Here is a 25,905-nt window from a genome sequence, read left to right on the forward strand (position 1 = left end):
GTTTACCCTCCGGATATGACCGGGCGGATTTCTATGCTATCCCCATCCGCTACGGTTTCGTCTTCGGTCATAAGATCCTGCCCGCGTATGATCAAGAAAGCCTCAGGGATTAAATTGAGTTCTTTGAATATGTCGGCAACCCGTTTGGGGCCTTGGATGACCAGGTCACGGGTGGGATGGCTAAGATGGACTTTCATAGATTCGAATCATAAAGACAGGTTCATGGGATTGGCAACTGATTAAATTATGCGGCTTTTTGTCTTCGCCCGAGAGGAATTTTTTATTTCTTCACGGCAAGTCCCTTTGCCGAACAACCTAATGGGCCATAATGTAGAGTGAAAGGATGACCTATGATAGGATGCAGATACTTACCTTTCTCACAAATGAACACCCGTCACACGAGATAGCTCACATATTATGGATAACGAAGGAGCAAGAATGAAACCCGCATGCGATTCGCTGGACCAGCTTTGTATTAACACCATTCGTACCTTATCGATGGATGCGGTGCAAGCCGCAAACTCCGGGCATCCCGGAACCCCGATGGCCTTGGCTCCTGTCGCTTATTGGCTCTGGAATCGGATCTTGCGTTCTGATCCGGACGATCCCATCTGGCCGAATCGGGATCGGTTTGTTCTCTCGGCCGGGCATGCGTCAATGTTGCTTTATTCCCTGTTGCATCTCTGTGGCGTGAAATCGGTGAACGGGCAATATGAGCAATTGGGTGAGCTTTCGGTGACGTTGGAGGACATTAAACGGTTCCGGCAATTAGAGAGTAAATGCCCTGGTCATCCTGAGTATCGTTGGACTTCGGGTATCGAAACGACGACCGGTCCCTTAGGTCAGGGTGTCGCAACCAGTGTGGGCATGGCGATGGCGCAACGATGGATGGCCGGGTATTTCAATCGACCGGATTTTGAAATGTTTAACTATAATGTGTATGCCATTTGTGGTGATGGGTGTTTAATGGAAGGGGTGTCCTCGGAGGCGGCATCTCTTGCCGGACACCTCAAATTGTCGAATCTCTGTTGGATCTATGACAACAATAAGATCACCATTGAAGGCCATACGGACCTTGCTTTTACTGAAGATGTGGCCACTCGGTTTATCGCCTATGGCTGGAATGTGACTCGTGTGGGGGACGCCAATGATCTCAATATGCTGGATCGGGCATTTGGCACATTTTTCAAGGAATCAGATCGTCCGACCCTGATCATTGTCGACAGCCATATTGGGTATGGAGCTCCGAATAAACAGGATACCCATTCGGCTCATGGTGAACCCTTGGGTGAAGAAGAAATCCGGTTAGCCAAACGTTATTATGGTTGGCCGGAAGACGCACGATTTCTTGTGCCCGAGGAAGTGCCGGCTCATTTCCAACAAGGTATCGGGAAACGAGGGAAAGAGTTGCGGACCGTGTGGATGGCCCGCTTTGCAGACTATCAAACAAAATATCCGGAGTTGGCCGGCCACTTGTATCACATGCAACATAGACAATTGCCCGATGGCTGGGACAGTAAAGTTCCTGTTTTTCCGCCTGACGCCAAGGGACTTGCCGGGCGGGAAGTGTCGGGAATCGTATTGAATGCGTTGGCAGCCACTATTCCCTGGTTCTTTGGTGGAGCCGCAGACCTGGCTCCCTCCACGAAGACTCGATTAACTTTTGAGGGAGCCGGGGATTTGACCGGCAGCAATCCATTAGGACGGAATATCCATTTTGGGGTTCGGGAGCATGCGATGGGCGCTATTTTAAATGGCCTGTCCTTGTCAAAAGTTCGCCCCTATGGCTCAGGGTTTCTTATCTTTAGCGATTATGCCAGACCAGCTATCCGGTTAAGTGCCTTGATGGAAATTCCCGTTGTGCATATCTTTACCCATGATTCCATTGGGGTCGGGGAAGATGGACCGACCCACCAGCCTATTGAACAAATCTCTTCGCTTCGCGCAATTCCCGGGTTAATGGTGTTTCGCCCCGGAGATGCCAACGAAATTGTCGAGGCGTGGAAGGTGATTATGGAATTGCGGCATGAACCGGTGATTATGATCGTCTCCCGGCAGGCGATTCCCACATTGGATCGCACGAAATATGCGTCTGCGTCCGGCGTGGCCAAAGGTGCCTATGTATTGGCGGATTCTCCAGATGGGTGCCCCGAGGTCTTATTGCTCGGAACGGGAAGCGAAGTCCCATTGTGCGTGCAAGCCCATGAGCAATTGGGGCTCGAAGGAATAAAAAGTCGGGTCGTCAGTATTCCTTCCTGGGAATTGTTCGAACAACAATCGGAAGACTATCGGCGCTCGGTTATTCCCCCCGATGTCACCGCGCGGGTATCGGTCGAGCAAGCCTCTGTCTTTGGATGGGGGAACTATGTCGGAACCCAGGGCCATTCGATAGGGATGAAATCGTTCGGTGCCTCGGCTCCGCTCAAGGAATTAGCTAAAAAATTTGGTTTTACGGTTGAGCATGTGGTGGCAGCGGCCAAGGCGCAGATTGCACGGCATCAAACTCATGCCACTACCGCTGACCGCTAACTTCATCCTTTCAAGGAGAATCTCACCATGAATCCACTCGTCCAACTTCGTGAGATGGGGCAAAGTCCCTGGTATGACTATATTCGTCGGGGTTTGATTACCTCCGGGGACCTTCAGGCGCTTATTGAGAAGGATGGCCTCATGGGCATGACCTCGAATCCCTCGATTTTTGAAAAAGCGATTGCTGGGAGTGCGGACTATGATGAAGCGATTGCACAGGTCGCATCTCAGGTGACGAGCGTCAAACAGATTTATGAGGGAGTAGCCATTCGAGACATCCAGGATGCAGCCGATCTGATGCGGACAGTCTATGAGACCTCGGACGGTCGTGATGGCTATGTGAGCTTGGAGGTCTCTCCGGATTTGGCGTTCGATACACAAGGCACCATCGATGAAGCGGTCCGTTTATGGCAAACCGTAGCCCGGGACAATGTCATGATTAAAGTGCCTGGAACCCCTCAGGGGTTACCCGCCATTGAGGAGTTGCTGTCCCAAGGCATCAACATCAATGTGACTCTTTTATTCAGTGTGGTGATGTATGAGCAGGTGGCCTGGAGTTATATCCGTGGGTTGAAGCGGTTGGCCGCGCATAGAGGGGATTTGCATCGTATCGCCTCGGTGGCCAGTTTTTTCGTCAGTCGAATTGATACTCTGATTGATAAAAAATTAGACGCAAAAATCTCAAAAGAATCCCGTCCTGCCCAACGAGCGATGCTGGAAGGTCTTCTGGGAAAGGTCGCTATTGCCAATGCCAAGCTGGCTTATCAAATCTTTCAGGAAGTCTTCGCGAGCTCAGAATTCCAACCCCTCAAAGCAGAAGGTGCACGGGTCCAGCGGGTCCTTTGGGCGAGCACGGGGACGAAAAACCCCAAATACCCAGATACCTATTATGTTGATAATCTCATCGGTCCGGATACCGTGAATACAATGCCTGAAGCGACGTTTACGGCTTTCCGGACTCACGGAACTGTGAAGAATACGATTCAGGAGGGCCTCGCTGAAGCGAAAATAACCATGCAGCAGTTGGCGGAAGGTGGAATTTCAATGGAGGAGGTCACCGACACTCTCCTGAAGGATGGCGCACAATTATTTTTGGATGCCTTTGATCAATTAATGGGTGTGATTAGCCGGAAGCGGGCTATCATTTTAGGGGAAAAAGTGGACCGGGTTACCTATTCAGTTGGCCTTTTGCAGCCAAAGATTGACGAGGCGCTCAACGAATTTCAGCATACCAATCTGGTTCGGCGTTTGTGGGGCAAAGATCCTACTGTCTGGCATCACGATCCTGTTCATCAGGAGATCATTCGGAATGCCTTGGGGTGGTTGCGAATCACAGAACAACAACTTTCCTCGATACCCCGATTGCTGGCTTTGGCAGAAGAGATTAAGGAAGCGGGGTTTCAACATGTTTTGATCCTGGGTATGGGGGGAAGCAGCTTGTGTCCGGAAGTCTGCCGGATGACCTTTGGCTTAATTCCCGGATATCCCGAATTACATGTTTTGGATAGCACGGTGCCCTCGCAGGTGCGGGCATTTGAACATCGGGTCGAATTGGCAAAAACGTTGTGTGTGGTAGCCAGTAAATCGGGATCCACGACCGAACCCCTCGTGTTTCAAAAATATTTCTTTGAGCGAATGCGACAGGTTGTCGGGGAGAAGGCGGGCAATCATTTTGTGGCCATTACCGATCCTGGCTCGGTGCTGGAGCAAGTGGCCAAAGAGTTGCGATTCCGACATATTCTGCCGGGTGTTCCAGAAATTGGCGGGCGATATTCGGCCCTTTCTAATTTTGGCATGGTCCCTGCCGCTTTAATGGGTCTGAATATTGAGCATTTCTTGTATCGGGCGGAACGCATGCGTCATTCCTGTGGGGCCAGCGTGCCCCCTCAGGATAATCCAGGTGTGATCCTCGGGACGGTCCTAGGTATATGTGCCAAGGCTGGAAAGGACAAGCTGACGTTTGTGACCTCTCCGGCACTATGGGATCTGGGTGCGTGGTTAGAACAATTGGTGGCTGAAAGCACGGGGAAGGAAGGAAAGGGAATTATTCCCATTGATGGGGAATCCTTAGGAGATCCTGAGGTCTACGACCAGGACCGGGTCTTTGCCTATATCCGATATGAACAAAGGATTGATGCCACACAGGAAGCTAAAGTAAAGGCACTTGAACAAGCCGGGCATCCGGTGATTCGTATCAACGTCGCCGATCTGATTAATCTTGGTGAGCAATTTTTCTTATGGGAAATGGCGACGGCGGTAGCCGGAGCTTTGTTAGAGATTAATGCGTTCGATCAGCCAAACGTTCAGGAAAGTAAGGATTACACAAAGAAATATTTGGAAGCCTTTACCAGGAACGGCACCTTGCCGGATTCCCCCTCTTTCCTTACCGATGGCAATGTGACCGTGTATACCGATGAACTGAACGCCTCTGTCCTCAAAGGTAAGGCTTCATTGGAAGCCGTACTGGGCGCGCATCTCGCTCGTATTCAATCAGGTGATTATTTGGCCATCAATGCCTACGTGGAACGTACCGATCCGGTTCATGCTATTTTTCAACGCATGCGCACCAACATTCGTGAGAACAAACAGGTTGCAACCACGTTAGGATATGGCCCACGATTTCTCCATTCCACGGGGCAATTGCATAAGGGGGGACCCAATTCTGGCGTATTTATTCAGGTGACATGCGATGATCGGGAAGATCTCCCCATTCCTGGTGAACCATATTCGTTTGGCGTGTTGAAAGCTGCACAAGCATTGGGCGATATGCAAAGTCTGAGTAGCCGTCAACGACGGGTCATTCGTCTTCACCTAGGGGCCGATGTTGAAAAGGGGTTGTCTCGCCTGGAGCAATTGATTGAAGCCAGCATCGGGTCGCATGCTCACTAGGAGCCTGTCGGACTTCGGAGTCAGCTGCACATGTGCCAATCGGTCCAGAGTTCGTCCTGGATCCCCAGAGTTCGACGGGGTCTAAGTTACGCTCATAAGAAGACGTTGAACCGGTTTGGTGGAGAGGGAAGCAGGGATAACTTTTATCTCGTCGCGACATTTGTGCGAGCAAGATTAACAGAAAGGATGGCCTAGATTTTTCGCCAATGGTGCCCGCCTGCATGAATCAGTCGATCGGCTTCGACGGGCCCCCAGCTACCGGCGGGATATTCGGGTAACCATTTGGTTTCATATGCACTCCACCCTTCGAGGATATCCGTGACCCATTTCCACGAAGCCTCAACGGCATCCCGTCTCATGAACAAGGACGTATCCCCCGCCATGACATCCAACAGCAATCGTTCATAGGCTTCCGGAGAAGGTGCCTTAAAGGCATCACCGTAGTGAAAGTCCATATCAACCGGATGCGTTTGGGCTTTAGTCCCGGGTACTTTAGAAATAATGCGAAGGGCCATGCCTTCTTCGGGTTGAATACGAAGCGTGAGCAGATTCGGAGCCTGGGGAATTTGCGGATTGGCATTAAATAAAATCTGGGGAATGTCCTTGAATTGGACGGCGATTTCGCTGGCGCGCGTCGGCATGGCTTTCCCCGTGCGAATATAGAATGGCACTCCGGCCCAGCGCCAGTTTTCCACGAAAACTTTTAAGGCCACATATGTCTCCGTGGTGGAGTCAGGTTGGACTCCTTCCTCTCGTCGATAGCCAGGGACTTCCTGGCCCTTGATGTTGCCATGGGCATACTGGGCGCGAACGGTCATCTTTTCGACGTCTTGTCCGCGAATTGGGCGCAGTCCCCGTAACACATCCATTCGAGCATTCCGTACCACATCCGGATCCAGCGAGTAGGGGGGTTCCATCGCAATCAGGCAGAGCAGTTGCAAAATGTGATTTTGCACCATGTCTCGAAGGGCTCCTGCTGTTTCGTAATAGGTGGCTCGGGTACCGAGGGTGACGGCTTCGCTGACGGTCAATTGTACGTGGTCGATGTATTTATGATTCCATAGCGGTTCAAAGATGGAGTTGGCAAACCGCATGACCATAATATTCTGCACGGTCTCTTTCCCCAGATAATGATCGATGCGATAGATCTGCGATTCATCGAAGACATTCCCAATGGCCGTATTAATCGCTCGAGCAGAAGACAAATCATGTCCAATCGGTTTTTCCACAATGACCCGGGAGTACGTGTCCGCTTGATCGGGGGCCGCCACTAACCCAGCCTTCTGGAGCCCCTCGCATGCGGGTGCAAAGGAGGTTGGCGGGATGGCTAAATAAAAAATGCGATTGCCTGGTAGTTTGAATGGGGATTCAATGTCCTTCAACCGGTCACGGATTTGCCCGTAATAGTCGGAGGCGGATATATCTCCTGCACAATAAAACAATCGACTTTGAAAAGTTTCCCACTTGTCGGGTTCAAGTGCTTGTCGGGAAAATTTTTCAATGCCCTCACGGGCTATTCCCCGAAAAACCTCATCCGAAAGAGGTTTCCGGCCTAAGCCCAGTACCGCAAAATTATCCGGTAGCAAGCCGTCCAGGAGGAGGTTGTAGAGGGCCGGCAGAAGTTTGCGCTGGGTCAGATCGCCCGATCCACCGAAAATAACAATCGTGCACGATTGAGTCGTTACTGTTCGGTTGGTCGTGACGGGGGCCTCGGTCCCAGGAGAAGGTTCAATCGGTGACATGTCGACCTCGTAAGAATTTGGTTATGGTCGGACGCGATGTCCGCCAAAAGCCTTCCGCAATGCTGCTAACATTTTTTCCGCGAAGGAGGTATCCTGCCGCGAGCGGAATCGGGTGAATAAAGCGGTCGTCAGAGTAGGAACCGGTACGTCCTTTTCAATGGCATCCATTATCATCCACCGTCCCTCGCCTGAATCCTGCACATAGCCTTGTAATTGTTCCAGCTTAGGATCCTTTTTGAGCGTTCCGGCCGCTAGTTCAAGCAGCCAGGACCTGACCACACTGCCATGCATCCAGAGATCGGCGATCGTGGCAAGATTCAAGTTATAGTCACTTTTGGACATCAGTTCGAACCCTTCCGCGTATCCCTGCATCATACTGTATTCAATGCCATTGTGAACCATCTTCACATAATGTCCAGCGCCATGTCCCCCAACATGGGCCCATCCATTTTCCGGAGCCAAGGTTGTGAAGATCGGGGCCAATCGCTTGACGGGTTCCTGTTTTCCACCGACCATCAGGCAATAGCCGATTTGCAACCCCCAAATTCCCCCGCTGGTTCCAGCATCAATATACTGGATGCCACGGGTGTGAAGGTCGGCAGCCCGGCGAACGTCATCATGAAATTTCGTGTTACCTCCATCGATGATGATATCGTTGGGCTCCAGGATTTTTCCGAGATGTTGTACGGTCTCTTCGGTGGGTTGACCCGAGGGGACCATGACCCAGACGACTCGCGGTTTCGGTAATTTGGTGATCAGGTCTTCCAAGGATGAAGAGCGATTCGCCCCCTTTGTTTCGGCCTCACTGATCAGGTCGGCCGACCGGTCGTAGGCCACGACCCGATGTCCTCCTTGGCTCAACCGGGTGACCATGTTCATTCCCATTTTGCCAAGTCCAATGAAACCGATATCCATATGCGATCCTCCTGTGATGTCGAGTGGTGGTCTTTTCAGTCGTCATTGATCCTGGCGTGAGGGTGATACTGACGGTCGATTACGCCTCACGACAGTGTGGGCGGCACGTTTCGTATTGAGAGCCAGATCAAGATTGCAGGCCGCCGTTATGAGACCAAAATGTGTAAAGGCCTGGGGGAAATTTCCCAACTGTTCACCCGAGTGCGAGACTTCCTCGGCATATAAACGAAGATGATTACCATAACTTAACATTTTTTCAAAGATCAGTCGTGCTTCCGTCAATCGCCCCGCTTTTGTCAGGGCTTCGACTAACCAAAAGGTGCACATGCTAAAGGTGCCTTCTTCGCTGTCCAGCCCATCTGATGCGGCCTTCCCGTTTTCATAACGATACACGAGGCTCCCTAACGACAGTTGCTCGAGTGTGCGGTCAATGGTTGAGAGCATCCGAGGATCAGTTGGAGACACAAAGAAGACGAGAGGCATAATCAGGTTGGCGGCATCCAACGCTTCACTATCGTAGGATTGAACAAAGGCTCCAATGTCGGCATTCCAACCCCGTGCCATAATTTCCCGGTAGATCCGGTCGCGTTCCTCCATCCATCGGGCCCGGTTGCCTGGAAAGCCTCGTTTGTCGGCCAGACGAATGCCGCGATCTAAGGCCACCCAACACATGACTTTGGAATAGACAAAATGACGGCGTCCTCCTCTGACTTCCCAGATGCCTTCATCCGGCTGCTCCCAATTGTCGCAGACAAAATCCAAGAGGCGGCAAAGGTTTACCCAGAGATCATAGGAAATGGACGCACCGTGTTTATTATAGAGATATACCGCGTCCATCAGTGCGCCGTACATATCCATTTGCAGTTGAGACGCGGCTCCATTGCCGATGCGCACGGGGCGGGAACTGCGGTGGCCATCCAGATGGGGCAATTCTTCTTCGGTCAGATTACGACGACCGTCGATGCCGTACATCAATTGAATGGATCCGTCCGGATTTAATTCGCAGCAACGGGCATTGAGCCAATCCATGAATCGACTGGCTTCCACCGTAAATCCCAGGCGTAATAGCCCGTATATAGAAAAGGCTGCATCCCGAATCCAGGTATAACGATAGTCCCAATTTCGGGGACCCCCGATATTTTCCGGAAGACTGGTTGTGGGAGCCGCCACAATGGCTCCGGTAGGGGCATAGGTCAGCAGTTTGAGGGCTAAGGCGGAACGGTGAACCACTTCCCGCCATCGCCCATCGTATTGGCATTGCGCCAGCCAGCGCTGCCAGAAGGCGGAGGTATTTCGAAAGGCTTCGTCGCCGGATTCAGGGGTGGATAACAGCTGGTCGCCGTTTTTGACTTCCAAGTATTCCAAAAAAAACGTCAGGCTTTCGCCCTGATGGAGTGTGAATTCTTGATACGCGGAATTTTCGCGCGTATGAAGGGGAATGGGACTGACCAAACCCACGGATTGATCTCCGGATTGAAAGATGATGCCTTTTGGTCTGGTCTTGGTGTCATGAGGATTCCGGCCAAAATTAAATGCGGGCGCGCATTCAAGTCGAAAGGTGACGGTTCCACGGACCACTGAGAGCATTCGGATTATTTGGTGCCGGCGAGGCCGGTATCCGGCTTCATCCGATTCGATGGGCATGAAATCAGTGAGTTCGCCGACGCCATCATGTTGCAGAAACCGGGTCAGCAGAATATTGGTTTCCGGTAGGTACATTTGTCGGGTATTGCCATTTGTGACGGGGGCAATCTTGAAATACCCTCCGATTTTATGATCAAGAATGGCTCCAAACAGGCTTGGGGAGTCAAATCGAGGCAGGCAACACCAATCAATCGATCCATCGATCCCAACAAGGGCAATGGTGTGGAGATCTCCAATAATGCCGTAATCACCGATGTTTTTATAACTCATGTTTGGTTCTCATTAGTTGAAAATAACTAAATCAAGAAATACAAAGGCCAATATACCCAAAAATTAAAGCAATAAACACTATATATAGCGATAAATTTATCGATAAGGCTCAATATTTTGATTTTGATAGAACGGATCCCCAATATGATCGTTCATCAGCAGCGCAACAACAGGAAATTGAATCCTGTGATAAAAATGTGAAGGGACGTCATTACTTCGGCGCGTAAAAGACATGAAAATTCAGGAATTAACTATTCCTACACGCGGATATCAATGAGGCGTGTTGAGGGATCTTTGCGGGGTGGTGGGTCTTCCGAGTGTTGCTCAATATCCTTGTGTTGTTTTTTTCTGTTGCGGCTGTAAAAACTTCCTTTCTGGCCCACATCTCCATCCTGGACCGAAGAGGTAGATTGAGGGGAGTAGAGAGTTGGCTGGGGGGGATTGGTGATTTCCATAGAGCACCTTTACATTGTGGGTGATTATGGTGATATATGAGGATTTTCCCTCTCTTAATACTACTTATCGTCAAAATGCTCTCAATCTTAAATGGAGGTATAGGTTGAAAGATGTCGCCTTCACAGTTTCCATCGTCCTCGGAGAAACATTGCCTTTTTGTGTTGAATCGGCTTCGACCCGTAAGCGGGAAGGCAGGTCGTCATTTGGTGATGTGCGGGTTTTTCTTCCGTTCCGCGCAGCTAAGCCATTGTAACCGAGGCAGGGAATTACAGTTGTCAAAATGAGTGTCCTATTTCCTCTTGATGACAAGAAGTTGGTATGCCCGTATAATCGAAAGCAATGACGCCTCAAACTTCCCTGTCTTTGACGGGCCTCGATCTTTCGGGTGTGTCCTCTACTCTCCGTAAACATCTTCCGTTCACTGCCGAACTAGAGCAATGCGTGCCGTTAGCGGGGGATGCTTCGAATCGTCGTTATTACCGTTTGCACCTGTCCATGGCTCCCGTTTCCTCTGTGGTTCTGATGAGGTTGGCCGATCCGGAAGGGTTTAAAGCTTCTGAGGAGGCCATAAGTGGAGCAGGGGGGGACGTCACTGAATTGCCGTTCACGAATATTCTGAAACATCTGCAGAAGAATGGCGTTCAGGTTCCCGTGTTATATTTTTACGATGAATCCTGCGGCTTGCTCTACCTCGAAGATTTTGGAGACGTGACGCTGGCCCAAGCATGGCAGGAATCTACCCCGGCTATCGGGGAGGATCTATACTGTAAGGCTGTTGATCAGCTCGTTCAGCTTCATCTCCAGGCCTCACATCCTTCCAGTGTCCCCTGTGTGGCGTTGACACGGTCTTTTGATGTTCCCCTGTATCTCTGGGAGTTTGAGCATTTCCTAGAATATGGCATTGTGGTGAGAGCGCGCCCCATGTCTGTGGACGACCAAGTGCTGATTCGAGAGGAATTTCAGAAGATAGCCGAATGGTTAGCTTCGCAACCGCAGGTGTTTACCCATCGTGATTATCATTCCCGTAACTTGATGGTGGATGGGGAACGGCTGGGAGTCATTGATTTTCAAGATGCCTTGATGGGCCCTGTGACCTATGATTTGGCCTCCCTGCTGAGGGATTCCTACATCGCTCTCGATGAAGGGGTCATCGATCGTCTTATTGCTCGTTACGTAGAAGCCATGCGCCAGAATCTCTCATTTTCGCAACAATCGGCTATGCTCTTACATGATCCTGAAGCGTTTCGTCGGCTATTTGACTTCACGAGTATTCAGCGAAATCTGAAGGCTGCCGGTCGGTTTGTGTATATTGATCGAGTAAAAGGTAATTCAAGTTTTTTGGCTTCGATTCCCCAGACATTAAAGAATGTTCGTGCCAATTTGGAAAAATATCCTCAACTCCATCGACTGCTCACCCATCTGTCCCCGTATATCCCTGAATGGCGTTAGCTTCTTGCATATGAAGGCCATGATTTTGGCCGCGGGTCTGGGCACTCGCCTTCGTCCGTTGACCAACACGATTCCCAAACCGTTATTGCCGGTTGCGGGGACGCCGCTCATTATTTGGAATTTGTTGTGGTTGCGAACATATGGAATACGTGACGTCATCATCAATCTGCATTATTTAGGAAATATGATCGAAGAAGCGATCGGGGACGGATCCCGTTGGGATATGCAGGTGAGGTATTCCCATGAATCAACTCTGTTAGGAACGGGTGGAGGATTAAAAGCGGCTGAGTGGTTTTTTGAGGAACACCCGTTTTTGGTTATTAATGGGGATACGTTGATCGAGTTGGATGTGAAGACATTGGTAACGTTTCATCGGACTCATGGTGGTGTGGCCACGTTAGTGCTTCGCGACGATCCGCAAGCAGCCCAATGGGGAGCCGTAGATTCGGACGCACAAAATCGTATTTTCAGAATAAATGGTCGGGGAATGAGTCAAGCTGAATTGCCTAACGCCCTGGTTCAACGGATGTTTGCAGGAGTTCATATTCTCCATCCTTCTATCCTCCACGATGCCCCTGTGGATAGACCGTTTTCCATCATCGACTCCTATACGAAAGAGCTTGCGCGGGGTTCAAAAATATTTGGATTTCTTCATACCGCCTATTGGTCCGATGTTGGAACGGTGGCACGGTATACTCAGGCGCAAGCTGATGCCGAGGCCGGAGTGATTTTCCCTAAGACCTAAGAAGGGTCGCCTGTTAGACTGCGCAACATTTCCCTCCATGGATTGAGTTGTCTGGCTGGTGCTCTGAATGCGTTGGTGAGGAATTGGCGCCAATAATCGCCCTGCTTTTGAAGGGTTGACGTCCAGAAAACCTTGCCAAAAGATATCGATATCGGGTTTATTATCTAAATACTCTCTGTGGTTTTTCCTATTCCTTGTGCCAGGGTGAAGGTAATTGTGGCCACTTTTGAACGACTCCATCACTTACTCGAACAGTCCTTGAGAGATTTTCAGGCTGAATCGAGTGATCTTTCCGATACGCAAGAGCAGGAACTCACCCAGGCACTTCACCGATTGAGGGGCCGACTCACCCAAATTCTTTCGACAAATTCCGACCCACCTCCTATTGCCAATTTCCTTCCGGTTCGCGATCAGACGGTTTCGCTGACGGCTCCAATTTCTCTTCCAGAATCATCTCAGATTCATTTCGTGACTTCGTGTGATGGTGTGATCCTCATGGCCAATGAAGTGGGGAGTCATATCCTGGGGATGGACCTGGCTGAAATTGGGCAAGTGTCCATTGCCGATTATGTTGCTCATGAGGAATGGATGATTCTTCGAACCCATCTTTGTGCGGTTGATGCTCCTCCGAAGATCCTGAATAGAGTGCTGACATTTCTCCCAACAGGGAGACCATCGCAAAAAATCCTATGTGTGGTAGTGCCCATGTTAGATCAGTCGCAGAAGGTAGTTGCGTGGCATTGGGGATTGACTCCTGAGGCGGAATGCTCTTCCGTTCAGCCTTTTATCCAATTGGTGCAGAGTCTCGAATCCCAACTATTTTCCGGTCAGAGTGTGGATGTGTGTCTGGCGCAGATTTGTGCTGGCCTTGTGCGTGTGTTTGGTTTTGCCTTTGTGTGGCTGACCACTATGGGAAAGGGAGGTATGCCCCAGTTACGCGCACATGCGATGACTGGGGAGTTGGATTGGGAAGCGCAAGGCGCTCTGTGGTGGAGCCAGGTTTCGCAGCAAGGTGAGTTAATTCAGGCCTGCGAGGGTTCTGAAATATCACTGCTTTCTCCCTGTTGTCCGTCCACACGCTCCATGGCCTGGTTTCCGCCCGGTTTCCGGTGTCATCAAACCTGGGGTGTTCCTTTGGCTTTGGATGAGGATTGTTTCGGTTTGCTGGTGGTGTGTTCTGAAGGTCCACAGCCGGTTGATCCGACGGTGCTTGGATGGTTGCAAGTATTAGGTTGTGAGATCGAACGGTTAATGGCACGTGGAAGACAGCTGGATCTTTGGCGATTGCAAAGTGTGGCTATGGGCTCCGTCTTTGATCCCGTCTGTGTGACAGACGCGCAAGGTCGCTTGGAATGGGTGAATGATGCCTATACGGCCTTGCGTGGTTCCTCGATTCAATCGTTGTTGGGTTCTCCATTGAATTCGTTCCCTCATGAGGAACTCCGAGACAGAATGTCCCTGTCAGATCCATCTGCCCAAGAGTTCAGTTGCCTGAAGACCGAGGTGATGCAAACGGGAAGCAATGGCCAATCTCTGGTTTTCGAGCAGGTGGTTACTCCTTTGCTCAATGTGCAGGGGGACCCGATGCATTTTGTCGTGATCTTGCATGATGTGACCGCTCGAAAGACACAAGAACTCCTGATGAAGCATCATGCCTATTACGATCCCTTAACCGATCTCCCCAATCGAATTATGTTTAAAGACCGCCTGGAACAGTCGTTGGCGCAAGCCAGGCGAAATGGGACCTTACTGGCATTATTCTTTTTGGATCTCGATAATTTTAAAACTATAAATGATTATCATGGACATCAAACCGGAGACCGTGTATTGCGTATCGTGGCGGAGCGGTTGGCAACTTGTGTGCGATCAACCGATACCGTCGCGCGTTTGTGCGGGGATGAATTTACCGTAATTCTTCAAGGGCTTGAACATATTCAGGATATTCGTCAGGTGGCCCTGAAAATTTTAGAATGTCTTATTCCGCCCATTCGATTGGGAAAAGAAAAAATCCCTATACAGATTAGTATTGGGATTTCCGTCTATCCCAAGGATTCCACGGATCCCCATCGGTTGGTGGAAATTGCCGATCAGGCGATGTATCGGGCTAAAGAACGTGGCGGACAGTGCTGGTATTTTGCCACCCCTGAATGGAATGATGAATAAGCGTTGTTATGCTGTTTCACTTCTCCTGTATTCGTCCAAAAAGCTAAAATCCAGCGATATTCTAGAAAGTATTTTTCTTGTATCTCATAAGGTCGTTCCCCCAAAAATGGATCTCGTTCATCCCTGTTTCAATGCGATAGTGCCTGTCACATCTCCTTCAAAAAAGATTTGATCCTACGTATGTTCCCCACCCCTCCAGGCACCTCTCATCGCTAGATGCCCCTCAAAAGCGTTGAGGAAATGCCACGATTGTTGAGTAAATGCTGCTTCAATTCTGCACCACCTCTCCTAGGTGTATTGGTTTTTTTTAATCCTCATTTGACACTCCCCTGAGTCCTGTGCCGCATTGTGAGGAGGAATTTAGAAATGGTTCTTAGCCGGATCATGCCCCGAAATCTCTAACTCTGCAGTAGATCTATGAAATTTGAGGTAATGGGTGTGGCCACTTTTCTTCGGGCAGTTCGGAAATGTTGAGTTTTCCGTCACCGTGACTTCCGACGAGGAGTTCTTCTTGTATTTGGGATGTTCCCTGGCCTTGTTTTTGCAATTTTTATTGTTGTGGACGATCTTTAAGAGGTATTTCATGGTTTGTTCGGAGTAGCTGTTGAACAAGGAGTTCGTAATATGACTGTTCATTCATCGACCCGCAGAATCTATGTTTGGGGAATAGTGATCCTGATGATGTTGCTGGCCACCGGGTGTGCACATCGGTCCACACATGGAATTCATAAATATGGCAAAAAAACCGGTGCGCCAACTTTGGTGGCCTCACAGGGAGATTTTTCAACGGGAGCCCCGGAACAAGCATTAAACAAAGAGACATCCATCGGGGAAGGGTATTTTCCTGAAGGGACAGGAGCTTTGTCCGACCTACTTGCGGAAGATCCCTTGATTCGGGAGGACTACACTTTCGAGTCAGGTATCACGCCTTCTGACTCTCCCAATGATTATTGGGGGAATCGAACCCGTGCTGAACAATTGACCGCACAAAGTGGGTTGCGAGATGTGCATTTTGAATTTGATAGCTTTCAACTCAATGAACAAGCTAAGGCGACGTTAGTGGCCAACGCGGAGTGGCTAAAAGCTCATCCGTATGCGGAGATTACCATTGAAGGACATTGCGATGATCGCGGAACGGCTTCCTATAATCATGTTTTAGGTGAAAAGCGGGCCATTCGCGCCAAAACCTACCTCACCAGTTTGGGAGTCCCCGCAGAGCGACTTCATGTGATGTCATTCGGCAAGGAGAATCCGGCCTGTTGGGATTCAACCGAACCGTGTTTCCAGAAGAATCGGCGCGCTCATCTTGTTCTAGATATCAATGTGGCTTCGACTCCAATGCCCTATGTGGCTGACCGCCGGGATTGGTAGAGGTTTGTTGGCGGGCATAGCCCGTTTAGGCTTTCTGAGAGGATTAATGAAGATTATGCAAAGCCCTCATTCATTTTCGTATCGTTTGAGTGTTCGAATTGTCATTGTGGGGCTGAGTATGATCTTGGCAGGGTGTGTGGCTCAGCAGGCGGATGTGGTACGAATCAAGCGGGAATTGGACGCCAAGATTGCCCAGTTGGATAAGAGCAAAACATCACTCCAGGAAGCCGTGAGTGAAGCCAATAACGCCTTGGAGAAAGCGAATTCCCTTATTGCCAAACAGCGGGTTGAGATTCAGGAGTTACTGCATGCTCGTGCCGAAGTGATGGACCAAGTTGCTACCTTAAAGGAGACGGACCTCTCCCAGGTTCGTGGAGGGCTTGAAAGCAATCAGAACCAGGTCAATGAATTAACAAAAAAAATGGCGCGGTATGACGCAGATATGAAGGAAGTCAAAACCCAGCTTCAACAATCCGAGCCTTTGGTCCATCAACTTCGAGATCGTTTAGCAGGGGAAGAGCAACTCCTGACAGAGCAAGGAGGTAAGTTAGGCGAATTCCGGACTTCGTTAGTGGATTACCAACAGGTGCTATCTTCTCTTCGCCAACAAGTTACCCAACAGGAACAGCAGTTCGCGGATTTACGCAAACAACTTGATCTCAAATCTCAACAGCGTGATGCCCAGGCGCAGCAAGTTCAGGCGAATTTTGAAGAGGTTCGGCGAAGTATACAGTCGGTGGTAGGGACGTTAGAAAAATTCAGTGTCACATTCGGGGGGCGATTGGATGAACACGAGCAAAAACTTTCCCGCATGGCTGGACAATCCGGTAGTCCCCTTTCCTCGAATGCTCACATGCACGAAAGCCTCGAACCGTCGGCGCGGGCAGGGGTAACCCGAGATTTCCTTTCTCAACGCACTCCACTATCGCCTCGGTCGGATGCGATGGCTGGCTCACAATCCTCAAAGGAAAATTCTCGGTCAGTTTTGACCGGGGCGGTTGCCGCGTATGCTCCCACATCCCAACTATCAAAAACGTTGCCGGCTCCGGTAGGAACATCAGAGGCGGGTTCTTCCGGTTATGTCGATACGCGAAACGCTCAGGTGCTATACGACCGGGCGATGTCGCTACTTCGTCAGGGGAACTTTGCCGAAGCTTCCACGGGGTTTTCGACATTTTTGCGGACGTTTGCAGACTCTCCTTTGGCCTCGAATGCCCAATATTGGTTGGGTGAATGTTATTACGGCGAAAGACGGTTTCAGGAAGCCATTGATGAATTTGAGCGAGTATTTGCCTTTTACCCTTCCAGCAATAAAGTGCCGGCATCTCTACTGAAAATCGCCTATTCGCATATGGAATTACGCGAATTACCCATGGCGCGGTCAGTCTTTCAACAACTTGTACGAACCCATCCCCAAAGCCCAGAAGCCGGGAAGGCGTATGGTCGTCTTCAAGAAGTGAATGCCTTCCTCGATAATCCTTCCTAAACTTCCAATTTTTCCAGTGTCGTTTTTATTCTCGTTGGCTCCTGGAGTCTCATCTGGGTTTGTCACCTGTTCTAACGAACCTCGGTGTTCTTTTCCGGGGGAGGAAGTCTCTCTGCATCGTTCCTGACCTATACCGGCCAGCCGTTGGTTGGAATCCATTTGAAGAAGACATGAGGCAGCAGGTGAGAAACGTGAGGCGGAAGGTCAACGCTCGTTCCCTCGGATCATCAAGCCCGACATTGTTTATCGGTCGACCATCGTAAGATGACGGAAAGAGTGAGGGGATATTCTTTCGGATGGACCTCTGATGCCGATCTGAGGGGACGAGGGAAAGAGAGGTCGGAATATTCAGGGCCAGGCGCCGGAATGAAAGCACTAATTTGTCGGGTAACGGGAGAGGTATGGGAGGCCGGAAGGAAGGCGCCAACAGATCCTTGGATTTTCAAAGCTGAGATGAACGAAGGCCTTGGTGGGCGGGGATCTCCGGGACCAGGGCGAAAGGGCGGTGTACTGTTCGCCAAGATTCTCCCCGTTGTTCAATCAGCGATTCGTGAATAGGACCTAACCACTGGTCGGCTTTTCGAAGGTATTCGATTTTATCCGGATTAATTCCCATAATACGGCAGCAGGTAGCATCGACGGCCGGAAGATTCCTTCCCATGACCAGGACTCCGGATTGGACAGGTGTCCCCATTATCGGACCATCCCCTTCCATTCCGATTATGCCGTCGACAATGGCGAAATGAGGCTTGAGCGTCGCATTGATATCCAAAATGGACTGCGGGATTCCAGCCTGGTGTAACACATTCTTCGGCCATCCATAATAATTTCCAGGCATCACGCCAAAAAAATTTTTCATGGACAGGGTCGCACCAGCCCAATGGTGCGTTTTCATCTTGGCCAGCGAGACAACCCAATCGACCTCCTTGACTATTCGAGGAAAGGTCAATGAGGCCATCCTTGTCTGACCACCCAGGTTAGGCATAACTACCCCTTCCATTATATTCAGATCTTGAAAGGGGATGCGATCTTCGTACAGCACATCTGCCAAGCCGGATTCCTCTAAGACTAAAAGAGTATCATGGCGATGGCCTGGTCCTTCAGCCACGACGACAGACATCGCACCCAGGGAAAGGAACGCCTCGACGGCTCCTCGTACGACCAAAGGGTGGGTATTGATATGCGATAACGATTGATGTGGCTCAACCAAATTCGGTTTCAACAAAATGCGTTTTCCTTTGATCTCTAATGGGGTGATCCCCAATTCTTGGAACCCTTGGCGAATGAGGTTTGCCAAATCAGCCTCGTACATTTTGGCTTGACCGATGAAGGTCTGTGCGGTCAAGCGGGGGCCCGTTAACCAATGAAGCAGAGAAAACCCTGAAACAGCTAATCCCCCTCCGACCAAACAGGCCTGCAGCAATTGCCTCCTGGAAAGCGTTGGCTGTTCTGTGTATGTGGGTGGGGTGGTCATCGAAATATTCCTTGCCTATTCAGTGTCAGTTGCGAGTAGAAGAAGCGGGCGTTTCTTGGGGCAAAGATCTGAATAACGAGTGCAGACCATGAGAGGCTTTCACGGCGCACAGGAGCAAGGCTAGAGAGGGAAGAGGATAGGGCCCATACCGTTCTTGCAGTTGCAAACTCGCCCTGGCCAGCCCCTCCGTGTTTGCGGGTTTCAGCCCCCAGGCTCCCAAGCCCAGGAGGGCCCACCCAAGTGAAATGGGAGTCCGGAGGTGAGGGAGTTCATGTAAGAGATAGTCAAGGCTTCGTTTTACCTCGTGGATGGGGGTGGTGCCAGCCAGAGCTTGCAGAGCGATGGCGGAGCACTCCGGGAGCGGATGTAACTCTCTCCTGAACACGGTGGTACTGCCGAAATTCCATCCACCGTTTGTTAGTTGGCGGTTGATGAGCATCTGTTGCCCGGCAATGGCGCGAGGATGAGTGCTCAATCCCACCACCTGTAAGGCCAGCAGAGCGAGGGAAGTCGGTACAACCCAGCTATGGGTGTCGGCAATCCATGGCCAGCCCAGGATGGCGGTGTCGTGCCCAATAATTGAAAGATCCGGGGTAGGGAAATGTCGGCCGGTAAACCCTATGAGATAGTCGACCGCCCGGGATTGCGCTTCTTGATACTGGGGAAAGCTTTCCCAGGCGAAAATGGCGAGTGGTGTTGGCCAAGATGCCTCTGGGTGAGAGAGAGCAATGCTCACGCGTCCGTCGTCCGGCTGTTGTGAAGCTAAATATGCCCTTCCTCGGTTACAGCTTTCAGGATCGAACTCATATGCGGACATTGAGATAATGGCCCAGGCTGTTGCGTCCGGCCGTGCCTCTTCCCCGGAATGATAGGGGAACCCTCCGTTTGGTTGTTGCCAGGATTGGAGAAGCTCAAGAGCATGACGAAATGGTTTTTGAATCATAAGAAAAAAATTCAGGTCTCATGCAATGCGATTAAGGGTCGATATTCCATGTTGTTCGGTTTAAATCGAGGAAACCTTGAAAATTTTCAGATCACGCTTTGGTCATACCCTCACGTCCCTTCCGTCATTCCCGCTGGTAGTGAGCATGAATCCACCCGAAGAACTTCAACGATGGATTCCCGATAAAAAAATATCGAGGAGGCCGGGGAAGGGTGGGGGTAATGGTACCTCGTCGGAAGGCCCGGTGAGCAAAGAGTAAACCGACAAATATGGCTCATGCCTGCCGTGTCCCCACGCCATGCGTCTGTAGGGTTACAACCGCAGACAGCCTAATCCGCCCTACGCAATCACACAACGGCGCGGAGTCTCACGTTTTTGAAGGATAGGTCAGATTAGCAAGGTGGTAACCGACAATCTGTCTTCCAGGGTGGATTCCGGTGCAAGTGCGGCGGAAAGACGGAAGGTAGGTGTGAGAATCGGTGCGGTGGGAGAAGTGGCATGAAAGGAGAAAACCAAGATTCATCCGCTTTCAGAAGGTGACGGGTCACAGGGCTTTGAACAATGGCGTACTGAACCGGTAGCCAATCAAAAAACATTTCACACCCGATGCTTATCGAAACGAGTCAACTCCATACCGCCGGGGTCATCGGATTTAGGCTTACGGGTGTAATCCCGGCATGTCTGTGGAACTTTTAACGAACGTTATCTCTTGTTCTGGGTCGACAAATACTCCGTCAGCCTGGATCTCCTTTCCAGTCACAACCTGCCTTGCCACGTAAATGATGCAGCCGGCAGTCAATAAACCACCGAATACGTCGATCAGGTGATGCCCTCCATGGATAAGCACTCCTGGGAACACGAACAGATTGATGACGACCAGTATGGGGAACCACCAGCGAGTGGTGCGTGCTGAATACATAGCCAACACGGCCATGATCGTATGATACGAGGGAAAGGCCACCAGGCCTTCCATATCCCTTGGAGAAATGAATTTAGGCCCTTCAGCCCCTAGGCGCAATAATTCGGCACCATAGGCCGAGCCAACAAGCGGTCTTGCCGCCTGCTCAATTGTGCCGGAAATGTCATAGAGCACGCTTGTGCCAAATGCTGGAAACAGCGCCCAAAATCCAAGCGTCGCCAGACCTGAAGCGGTTATTGAAAGAATGAAGACATGGAGTTCTTTTTGTTTCCCTCCAAATCCTAAAATAAGAAAAAGAAATGCCATTTGCGGTATAGAAGATAAATAGGCATAACGCGTCAATTCATTAAAAAATGGATGGCGACCGGCAAATTGGACAATGTCTGGCCATGAATACCCGAACCAAGCATCGATCCGGACCAGAAACGGATCAATGGGTTCTCGCCAAAGCGGGAGCAGCAAATAGCCGAAAATCGATAGCACAATTGTAAACAGAAGAAGCAACCCAGTGGCCATCAATGTCATAGAAATACGCTCACTACGTCCGCTTGAACGGTAGAACAGCCCCACGGTAATCATGAAAATTCCCAAGGCAAAAAAAAGGGTATAGGAAAACCAATCGAAGCCAATATTGCGAACAAGGATCATGGCCAGATCGAAGACCGCCAGCACGAAAATGGTATTGCGTAAAAAACGTTCGACGGGCCATAGGAAAGGCTTAGACAGGGTAAAATTTCCCACTCTCATTATGCATATCCTCGCATTCGAATTGTGCCAATGTAGTTGTGAGCAGGTACTGATCGTGCCGTAAAATAGTGTCTATACTGTTGTGCACGGTTCAACGAACTTGTCCTGATCGACCTCGAAATCCTCATCATGAACAGAAGTCCTGCCACTTGTTTGCACTGAATCTCATATGAATTGTCTTCATCCGTGTATGTGTTGGTCCGATTTTTGAGCTTAACTTAAGAAAGTAGGTATGGAGGGCTAGCGGTTACCCGTAAAAATTTTCAACTAATCTACCTCATGGTCCAGTTGGGTGGACCCAGTTGGAGATGGAGTCAGAAATGGCATCGGGAATGGCTATGGTGTATTGGACTTGGCATTTATGCAAATGGCTTTTAAGCCTTCAGGCAAAGGCTTTTTCGGTATATTCCCTCATTATCTTGATAATGTGGCAAAGTTTCCTTTGTACCAAATCCTCATTCATCCCCTTAACCAAAGAAAAAGTCAGCGGCCCCTCTTCACATTCCGTCTGAGGTTTCACGGCGCGTTTCTCCTGTTTCCTTTTGTCTCACTCCTCACCCCATACGTTTTCTCATGTGCATTCCATCCAAAAATTTAAGCTGTTCTTAACAATTTCGATCTCCTTGGTCAACAAAGGGAGGCAATCCATCCTACCCTTACCTAATATGAAACATATTCAACAAAAAACATCGGCAAGTTTTTTCTGGGTAAGTCGATAATGAAACATGAAAACGAGGAGCCACAGAATGCGAGGTGGAAAACTTTCTTGGGTCCACGAACATTTATGCATAACTATGAAGCATGGATTCGGTCGGGTGCCCCTTCCCGAGAACGGCGAACACGTCGTAAGGCGTGGGCGCAAAACCACGGGTCAGGGTTGGTCCCTGATAGCCGGGTTGCCGAAGGCACGGAGAGCCAAGGGGCAACGTCTGCGTCAGAATATTCCGGGCAGTCTGGCGTAATGCACGTATTTACCTTCGCCCGTTAAGGAGATGCGCTATGGTTAACCAAGTGATGCGTTTCGTGAATGATGAAGAGGGAGCCACCGCGATTGAGTATGGGTTGTTGGCGGCTTTGATCGCCGCGGTGATTGTGACTGCTGTGACTGCGGTCGGAACTGCCCTCAGTACAACGTTCACCAACATTTCAACGGCCGTTGCTCCGAGTTAAAAGAGGGCTCGCCTCTGCAGGATTGCCTGGCAGTGCCGTTCTGGTGGCAGGTCACCGGAACGGCACTTCGGCCGAAGGCTACTTTTAAGGGCGGGTACAGTATTGATGAATGAAGAGATGTGAAAATTCAGATAAGGGATAGGGGAGGACAACATCATGCAGACGATTCTCCTGAATCACTGTCATCACTGGATAAAAAACCTTCTTGTTGATGAGGAGGGTGCCACGGCGGTTGAATATGGTCTCATGGCAGCGCTCATCGGCATGACGGTGTTGACAGCTCAAGCCGCCATGGGAACGGCCGTCGTGAATATGTACGAGGGGGCCATGGGTATCATCGCAGGAGCTCTGGGGAGCTAGTGGCGTTTCCCCTAACTGCTCTCTCATTCATTCATGCTCATCCTGTCGAAGAACCATTCGAAATATCCACTACCTGAAATCATTCATCTTTCGAGAAGTTCAAGGGGAAGGGGAGGTGGAATGGTATTTGAGGGACACAACACGAGATCTATCAGAAATGTCTGGGGAGGGCTGACACCATTTAAACATGCGTGGACATGGTCTGATCGATACCTCAAAACCATTTAGCCGGATGAGGAAAAGTGTTATGAAAACACCTCCAAGTCAACGATTTTCAAGTTTAAGACAATCCGAGCGCGGCTCGACGGCTGTAGAGTTTGCCCTCATTCTACCGATTCTTGCGTCACTTGCATTTGGGGCCATCGATTTTGGGCGCATGTTGTGGTTTAAGGAAGTCCTGGTGAATGCGACCCGTGTGGGAGCGCGCCAGGGGACATTGTTTGCTTCCGGCAATGGCCAGGCGGAAATCGAAGCAGCCATCACGGCTTCTCTTACCGCGGGAGGGGTGGATCCATCCGGGCTCTCGGTGGTGGCCAATGGGGTTGGAAGCCTACAGGGACAACCGTTAACTGTGGTGTCCACCATCCCCTGGAATTATTTTGTCATTGATAAACTCATTCCTGCGATTTCGACTCCTAACCTGCAAGCCTCTGTGACCATGATGATGGAATAAGACGAGGGAGAAATGTCCCAATCAGAACTTCAATGTGATGGAGATACAAACATGCGGAAGAAACAACGATGGTCTATTGTCTCACCGCTCTTGAACCAACGGGGCATTGCGGCTATCAACGGGGCGTTTATGGCGGTCGTAATGGGTATCATGGCCGGCGTGACGATTGATGTCGGGCATGCCTTACTTACACAAAATGAATTGCACAATGCCTCGGATGCCGCCGCGCTGGCCGCTGCGAGACAATTGGGTGTGACCTATCTTACCTTGCCCATCGCTGAGCAACAGGACATGGGGCGGGCATTGACCGGCAATGAACAATCACAAGTAACGGCTCAGGCGACCGCTGCGGCATTTGCCAACAGTGCCTCAGATGTCAGTAACTTATCGCTTTCGCAGGGAGATGTTGAATTTGGCATATGGGATTTCAATGCGCAGACGTTCAACCCCACAGTGAACCGGCCGAATGCCATTCGCGCGACTGTCCGACGTGATGGTGCGGCAAATGGTGCGATGCCGACATTTTTTGCCGGTATGTTGGGTGTGAGTACCATGGATATTTCGACAAGTTCGATCGCCGCATTGGGGACTTCAGGGGGACCTGTCCCACCGGGAGTGGCCGATGTGCCGTTTGCGATTTCCAGTAATTGGTTTAACGGGGTTGCCACCTGCGACGGGGGCATTCAATTTTCTCCAACCGGGGCCAATGGCTGTGCGGGATGGCACGTCTTTGATCAGACACCGGCCAATGCCAATAAGCTCAGACAAACTATTGTTGGGTTAAATGACGGGAGCTATCAGAGTCCAGGGATCATCCCAGGGCAGACTCAATTCACATTTACCGGTGGAGAAGTGTCGTCGGCATTTAACGATTTAATTGATCTTTGGAATGCGAAGAAGCAATGGAGTAATGACTCTGGACGGTATGAATGGGATATCAATCTTCCCGTGTACCAAGCCAGTTCTCCATCCTCTTGTGACAATCCCAATCAGTCTATTACCATCGTTGGGTATGCGAAAGCAGTGGTCACGGAAGTCAAGAAAAATGATATTCAAGCGGAAGTGAAATGTGATGGTTTCTTTGATGGAACGCCAAATCCTAACCAGGCTGGTGGGGGGGCTGGGGCGCTTCAGCCTCTATCGGTATATCCAAGGCTAGTGTCGTGATGACGAGTCAACAGCCGGGAGCATAAGAGCGTCTCCCGGGAACCTTGGTCCCTTTGGGTCGGTCATGTTTGAGTCGGGCTCAAAGGGACTTTTTTATGGGCTCCCTCTCTTAAACTCCAAGCGTCTAATTGCACGTCTGCTCATTTCCCCGACATGCGCATTCCTTTTAAAGAATAAGCTGACGAAGGACTCATTGTTGTTTGGTTTCGGAGCCAGAGAAAAATTTTCCCCCCACGTCCCGGTCTTTCCCTCTTGGCCTCTTCCCATCATTTTGTTTAGCCGTTTCCTGGAGTCTGTCCCTCCAGCATGCCCACGAATGCGGAAAACCATACCAGCACTATAAAGGGCACCTTTGAAAACCCTTGGTTTGGCCCGCATTCCTGGCTCTTGCTTGGAGGGACGGATTAAGGCCATGGGAATGAGGAGGAGGGGGAGGTCGTCGAGGCATTCACCCTGCTTCCTTGTCCTTGTCTTACGCACCCTGGGCCTTCTATGGCGAAGCCAGTTCCAGGACCCGGTAGAAGTTATATCTAAAATTCTTCATCCCAATCTTCATGCGAGCCCGCACAAGCTTGACGGTTCGAATCAGGTTGCCGCTCATCGCGGGCACTTGATGGCCGAAGATATGTTCGAGGTGGGCTCAAATACGAGTGGGTATTCATCTGGTCCTATTACGCTCGACATTTGTTTTCGGGGTCTGTTGAAAAAAGCCGCCAGCGGCGTTCTCGCCATTTTCCCGTGCTCACGTACTCAGCGTACGCTCCGCGCGTAAAAACGGCAGCGGCCTTGCTGG

General features: G+C 50.4%; 19 protein-coding genes and 1 riboswitch. Of the genes, 11 read left to right on the forward strand and 8 right to left on the reverse strand.

Annotated features, from left to right (window positions below; genetic code table 11):
• Window positions 1–2: 2 nt before the first annotated feature.
• On the reverse strand, window positions 3–197 hold the full coding sequence (locus ACTRXD_RS08055; RefSeq protein WP_312744649.1) for a MoaD/ThiS family protein: 195 nt from the start codon (window positions 195–197) through the stop codon (window positions 3–5).
• A gap of 241 nt (window positions 198–438) precedes the next feature.
• Between ACTRXD_RS08055 and tkt the strand changes: the two genes are divergently transcribed.
• Window positions 439–2,529, forward strand: coding sequence for a transketolase (tkt, locus tag ACTRXD_RS08060; RefSeq protein WP_442431312.1), 2,091 nt, complete (start codon window positions 439–441; stop codon window positions 2,527–2,529).
• A gap of 27 nt (window positions 2,530–2,556) precedes the next feature.
• On the forward strand, window positions 2,557–5,418 hold the full coding sequence (locus ACTRXD_RS08065) for a bifunctional transaldolase/phosoglucose isomerase (protein ID WP_442431313.1): 2,862 nt from the start codon (window positions 2,557–2,559) through the stop codon (window positions 5,416–5,418).
• 191 nt (window positions 5,419–5,609) lie between these two features.
• Here the strand turns inward: ACTRXD_RS08065 and zwf are convergent, their stop codons facing one another.
• The 4 genes from zwf to ACTRXD_RS08085 form a co-directional block, all read right to left on the reverse strand.
• Window positions 5,610–7,160, reverse strand: coding sequence for a glucose-6-phosphate dehydrogenase (gene zwf, locus ACTRXD_RS08070; protein ID WP_442431314.1), 1,551 nt, complete (start codon window positions 7,158–7,160; stop codon window positions 5,610–5,612).
• 21 nt (window positions 7,161–7,181) lie between these two features.
• On the reverse strand, window positions 7,182–8,075 hold the full coding sequence (gene gnd / locus ACTRXD_RS08075; protein WP_442431315.1) for a phosphogluconate dehydrogenase (NAD(+)-dependent, decarboxylating): 894 nt from the start codon (window positions 8,073–8,075) through the stop codon (window positions 7,182–7,184).
• A gap of 42 nt (window positions 8,076–8,117) precedes the next feature.
• Complete coding sequence (locus ACTRXD_RS08080; protein ID WP_442431316.1) at window positions 8,118–9,989, reverse strand: glycoside hydrolase family 15 protein; 1,872 nt, start codon at window positions 9,987–9,989, stop codon at window positions 8,118–8,120.
• Window positions 9,990–10,246: 257 nt separating this feature from the next.
• Complete coding sequence (locus tag ACTRXD_RS08085; RefSeq protein ID WP_442431317.1) at window positions 10,247–10,444, reverse strand: hypothetical protein; 198 nt, start codon at window positions 10,442–10,444, stop codon at window positions 10,247–10,249.
• A 340-nt stretch (window positions 10,445–10,784) separates the two neighbouring features.
• Here ACTRXD_RS08085 and ACTRXD_RS08090 point away from each other — a divergent pair, with 340 nt between their 5' ends.
• From ACTRXD_RS08090 to ybgF, 5 genes are all read left to right on the forward strand, one after another.
• On the forward strand, window positions 10,785–11,894 hold the full coding sequence (locus tag ACTRXD_RS08090; RefSeq protein WP_442431318.1) for an aminoglycoside phosphotransferase family protein: 1,110 nt from the start codon (window positions 10,785–10,787) through the stop codon (window positions 11,892–11,894).
• A 10-nt stretch (window positions 11,895–11,904) separates the two neighbouring features.
• Entirely contained in the window at window positions 11,905–12,639 is a 735-nt protein-coding gene (locus ACTRXD_RS08095) for a nucleotidyltransferase family protein (protein WP_442431319.1), read from the forward strand.
• 216 nt (window positions 12,640–12,855) lie between these two features.
• Window positions 12,856–14,802 (forward strand): diguanylate cyclase domain-containing protein, encoded by a 1,947-nt coding sequence (locus tag ACTRXD_RS08100; RefSeq protein WP_442431320.1) that lies wholly within the window; start codon window positions 12,856–12,858, stop codon window positions 14,800–14,802.
• A 624-nt stretch (window positions 14,803–15,426) separates the two neighbouring features.
• Window positions 15,427–16,173, forward strand: coding sequence for an OmpA family protein (locus ACTRXD_RS08105; RefSeq protein WP_442431321.1), 747 nt, complete (start codon window positions 15,427–15,429; stop codon window positions 16,171–16,173).
• 55 nt (window positions 16,174–16,228) lie between these two features.
• Window positions 16,229–17,659 carry a tol-pal system protein YbgF gene (gene ybgF / locus ACTRXD_RS08110; protein ID WP_442431322.1) on the forward strand — a complete coding sequence of 477 codons (1,431 nt, stop codon included), beginning with the start codon at window positions 16,229–16,231 and terminating at the stop codon, window positions 17,657–17,659.
• A gap of 442 nt (window positions 17,660–18,101) precedes the next feature.
• On the opposite strand, the gene ACTRXD_RS08115 is transcribed toward ybgF, so the two are convergent.
• The 3 genes from ACTRXD_RS08115 to ACTRXD_RS08125 all read right to left on the reverse strand — a co-directional run bounded on the left by ACTRXD_RS08115 (window position 18,102) and on the right by ACTRXD_RS08125 (window position 21,742).
• Complete coding sequence (locus ACTRXD_RS08115) at window positions 18,102–19,133, reverse strand: DUF362 domain-containing protein (RefSeq protein WP_442431323.1); 1,032 nt, start codon at window positions 19,131–19,133, stop codon at window positions 18,102–18,104.
• 25 nt (window positions 19,134–19,158) lie between these two features.
• Entirely contained in the window at window positions 19,159–20,076 is a 918-nt protein-coding gene (locus tag ACTRXD_RS08120) for a hypothetical protein (protein WP_442431324.1), read from the reverse strand.
• Window positions 20,077–20,734: 658 nt separating this feature from the next.
• Window positions 20,735–21,742 (reverse strand): phosphatase PAP2 family protein, encoded by a 1,008-nt coding sequence (locus tag ACTRXD_RS08125; protein WP_442431325.1) that lies wholly within the window; start codon window positions 21,740–21,742, stop codon window positions 20,735–20,737.
• Between the two features lie 823 nt (window positions 21,743–22,565).
• A riboswitch (cyclic di-GMP riboswitch) is annotated at window positions 22,566–22,646 on the forward strand.
• A 95-nt stretch (window positions 22,647–22,741) separates the two neighbouring features.
• Between ACTRXD_RS08125 and ACTRXD_RS08130 the strand changes: the two genes are divergently transcribed.
• From ACTRXD_RS08130 to ACTRXD_RS08145, 4 genes are all read left to right on the forward strand, one after another.
• The gene (locus tag ACTRXD_RS08130; RefSeq protein ID WP_442431326.1) at window positions 22,742–22,912 is read left to right on the forward strand and encodes a Flp family type IVb pilin; all 171 of its coding nucleotides are present in this window, start codon (window positions 22,742–22,744) and stop codon (window positions 22,910–22,912) included.
• Between the two features lie 156 nt (window positions 22,913–23,068).
• Window positions 23,069–23,272 (forward strand): Flp family type IVb pilin, encoded by a 204-nt coding sequence (locus ACTRXD_RS08135; RefSeq protein ID WP_442431327.1) that lies wholly within the window; start codon window positions 23,069–23,071, stop codon window positions 23,270–23,272.
• 247 nt (window positions 23,273–23,519) lie between these two features.
• Entirely contained in the window at window positions 23,520–23,945 is a 426-nt protein-coding gene (locus ACTRXD_RS08140) for a TadE/TadG family type IV pilus assembly protein (RefSeq protein WP_442431328.1), read from the forward strand.
• Between the two features lie 51 nt (window positions 23,946–23,996).
• Complete coding sequence (locus tag ACTRXD_RS08145; RefSeq protein WP_442431329.1) at window positions 23,997–25,112, forward strand: TadG family pilus assembly protein; 1,116 nt, start codon at window positions 23,997–23,999, stop codon at window positions 25,110–25,112.
• The last annotated feature ends 793 nt before the right edge of the window (window positions 25,113–25,905 follow it).

This window comes from Nitrospira sp. T9, assembly GCF_052156535.1.
GTDB lineage: Bacteria > Nitrospirota > Nitrospiria > Nitrospirales > UBA8639 > Nitrospira_E.

Excerpts from the sequence above, each read along its gene's own strand:
- ybgF (WP_442431322.1), top strand. The coding sequence starts at position 16,229 with ATGCAAAGCCCTCATTCATTTTCGTATCGTTTGAGTGTTCGAATTGTC.
- ACTRXD_RS08140 (WP_442431328.1), top strand. The coding sequence starts at position 23,520 with ATGAAAACACCTCCAAGTCAACGATTTTCAAGTTTAAGACAATCCGAG.
- ACTRXD_RS08055 (WP_312744649.1), bottom strand. The coding sequence starts at position 197 with ATGAAAGTCCATCTTAGCCATCCCACCCGTGACCTGGTCATCCAAGGC.
- ACTRXD_RS08115 (WP_442431323.1), bottom strand. The coding sequence starts at position 19,133 with ATGACCACCCCACCCACATACACAGAACAGCCAACGCTTTCCAGGAGG.
- ACTRXD_RS08145 (WP_442431329.1), top strand. The coding sequence starts at position 23,997 with ATGCGGAAGAAACAACGATGGTCTATTGTCTCACCGCTCTTGAACCAA.
- ACTRXD_RS08085 (WP_442431317.1), bottom strand. The coding sequence starts at position 10,444 with ATGGAAATCACCAATCCCCCCCAGCCAACTCTCTACTCCCCTCAATCT.
- tkt (WP_442431312.1), top strand. The coding sequence starts at position 439 with ATGAAACCCGCATGCGATTCGCTGGACCAGCTTTGTATTAACACCATT.
- ACTRXD_RS08065 (WP_442431313.1), top strand. The coding sequence starts at position 2,557 with ATGAATCCACTCGTCCAACTTCGTGAGATGGGGCAAAGTCCCTGGTAT.
- ACTRXD_RS08105 (WP_442431321.1), top strand. The coding sequence starts at position 15,427 with ATGACTGTTCATTCATCGACCCGCAGAATCTATGTTTGGGGAATAGTG.
- ACTRXD_RS08090 (WP_442431318.1), top strand. The coding sequence starts at position 10,785 with ATGACGCCTCAAACTTCCCTGTCTTTGACGGGCCTCGATCTTTCGGGT.
- ACTRXD_RS08095 (WP_442431319.1), top strand. The coding sequence starts at position 11,905 with ATGAAGGCCATGATTTTGGCCGCGGGTCTGGGCACTCGCCTTCGTCCG.
- ACTRXD_RS08080 (WP_442431316.1), bottom strand. The coding sequence starts at position 9,989 with ATGAGTTATAAAAACATCGGTGATTACGGCATTATTGGAGATCTCCAC.
- ACTRXD_RS08135 (WP_442431327.1), top strand. The coding sequence starts at position 23,069 with ATGCAGACGATTCTCCTGAATCACTGTCATCACTGGATAAAAAACCTT.
- gnd (WP_442431315.1), bottom strand. The coding sequence starts at position 8,075 with ATGGATATCGGTTTCATTGGACTTGGCAAAATGGGAATGAACATGGTC.
- ACTRXD_RS08130 (WP_442431326.1), top strand. The coding sequence starts at position 22,742 with ATGGTTAACCAAGTGATGCGTTTCGTGAATGATGAAGAGGGAGCCACC.
- zwf (WP_442431314.1), bottom strand. The coding sequence starts at position 7,160 with ATGTCACCGATTGAACCTTCTCCTGGGACCGAGGCCCCCGTCACGACC.
- ACTRXD_RS08125 (WP_442431325.1), bottom strand. The coding sequence starts at position 21,742 with ATGAGAGTGGGAAATTTTACCCTGTCTAAGCCTTTCCTATGGCCCGTC.
- ACTRXD_RS08120 (WP_442431324.1), bottom strand. The coding sequence starts at position 20,076 with ATGATTCAAAAACCATTTCGTCATGCTCTTGAGCTTCTCCAATCCTGG.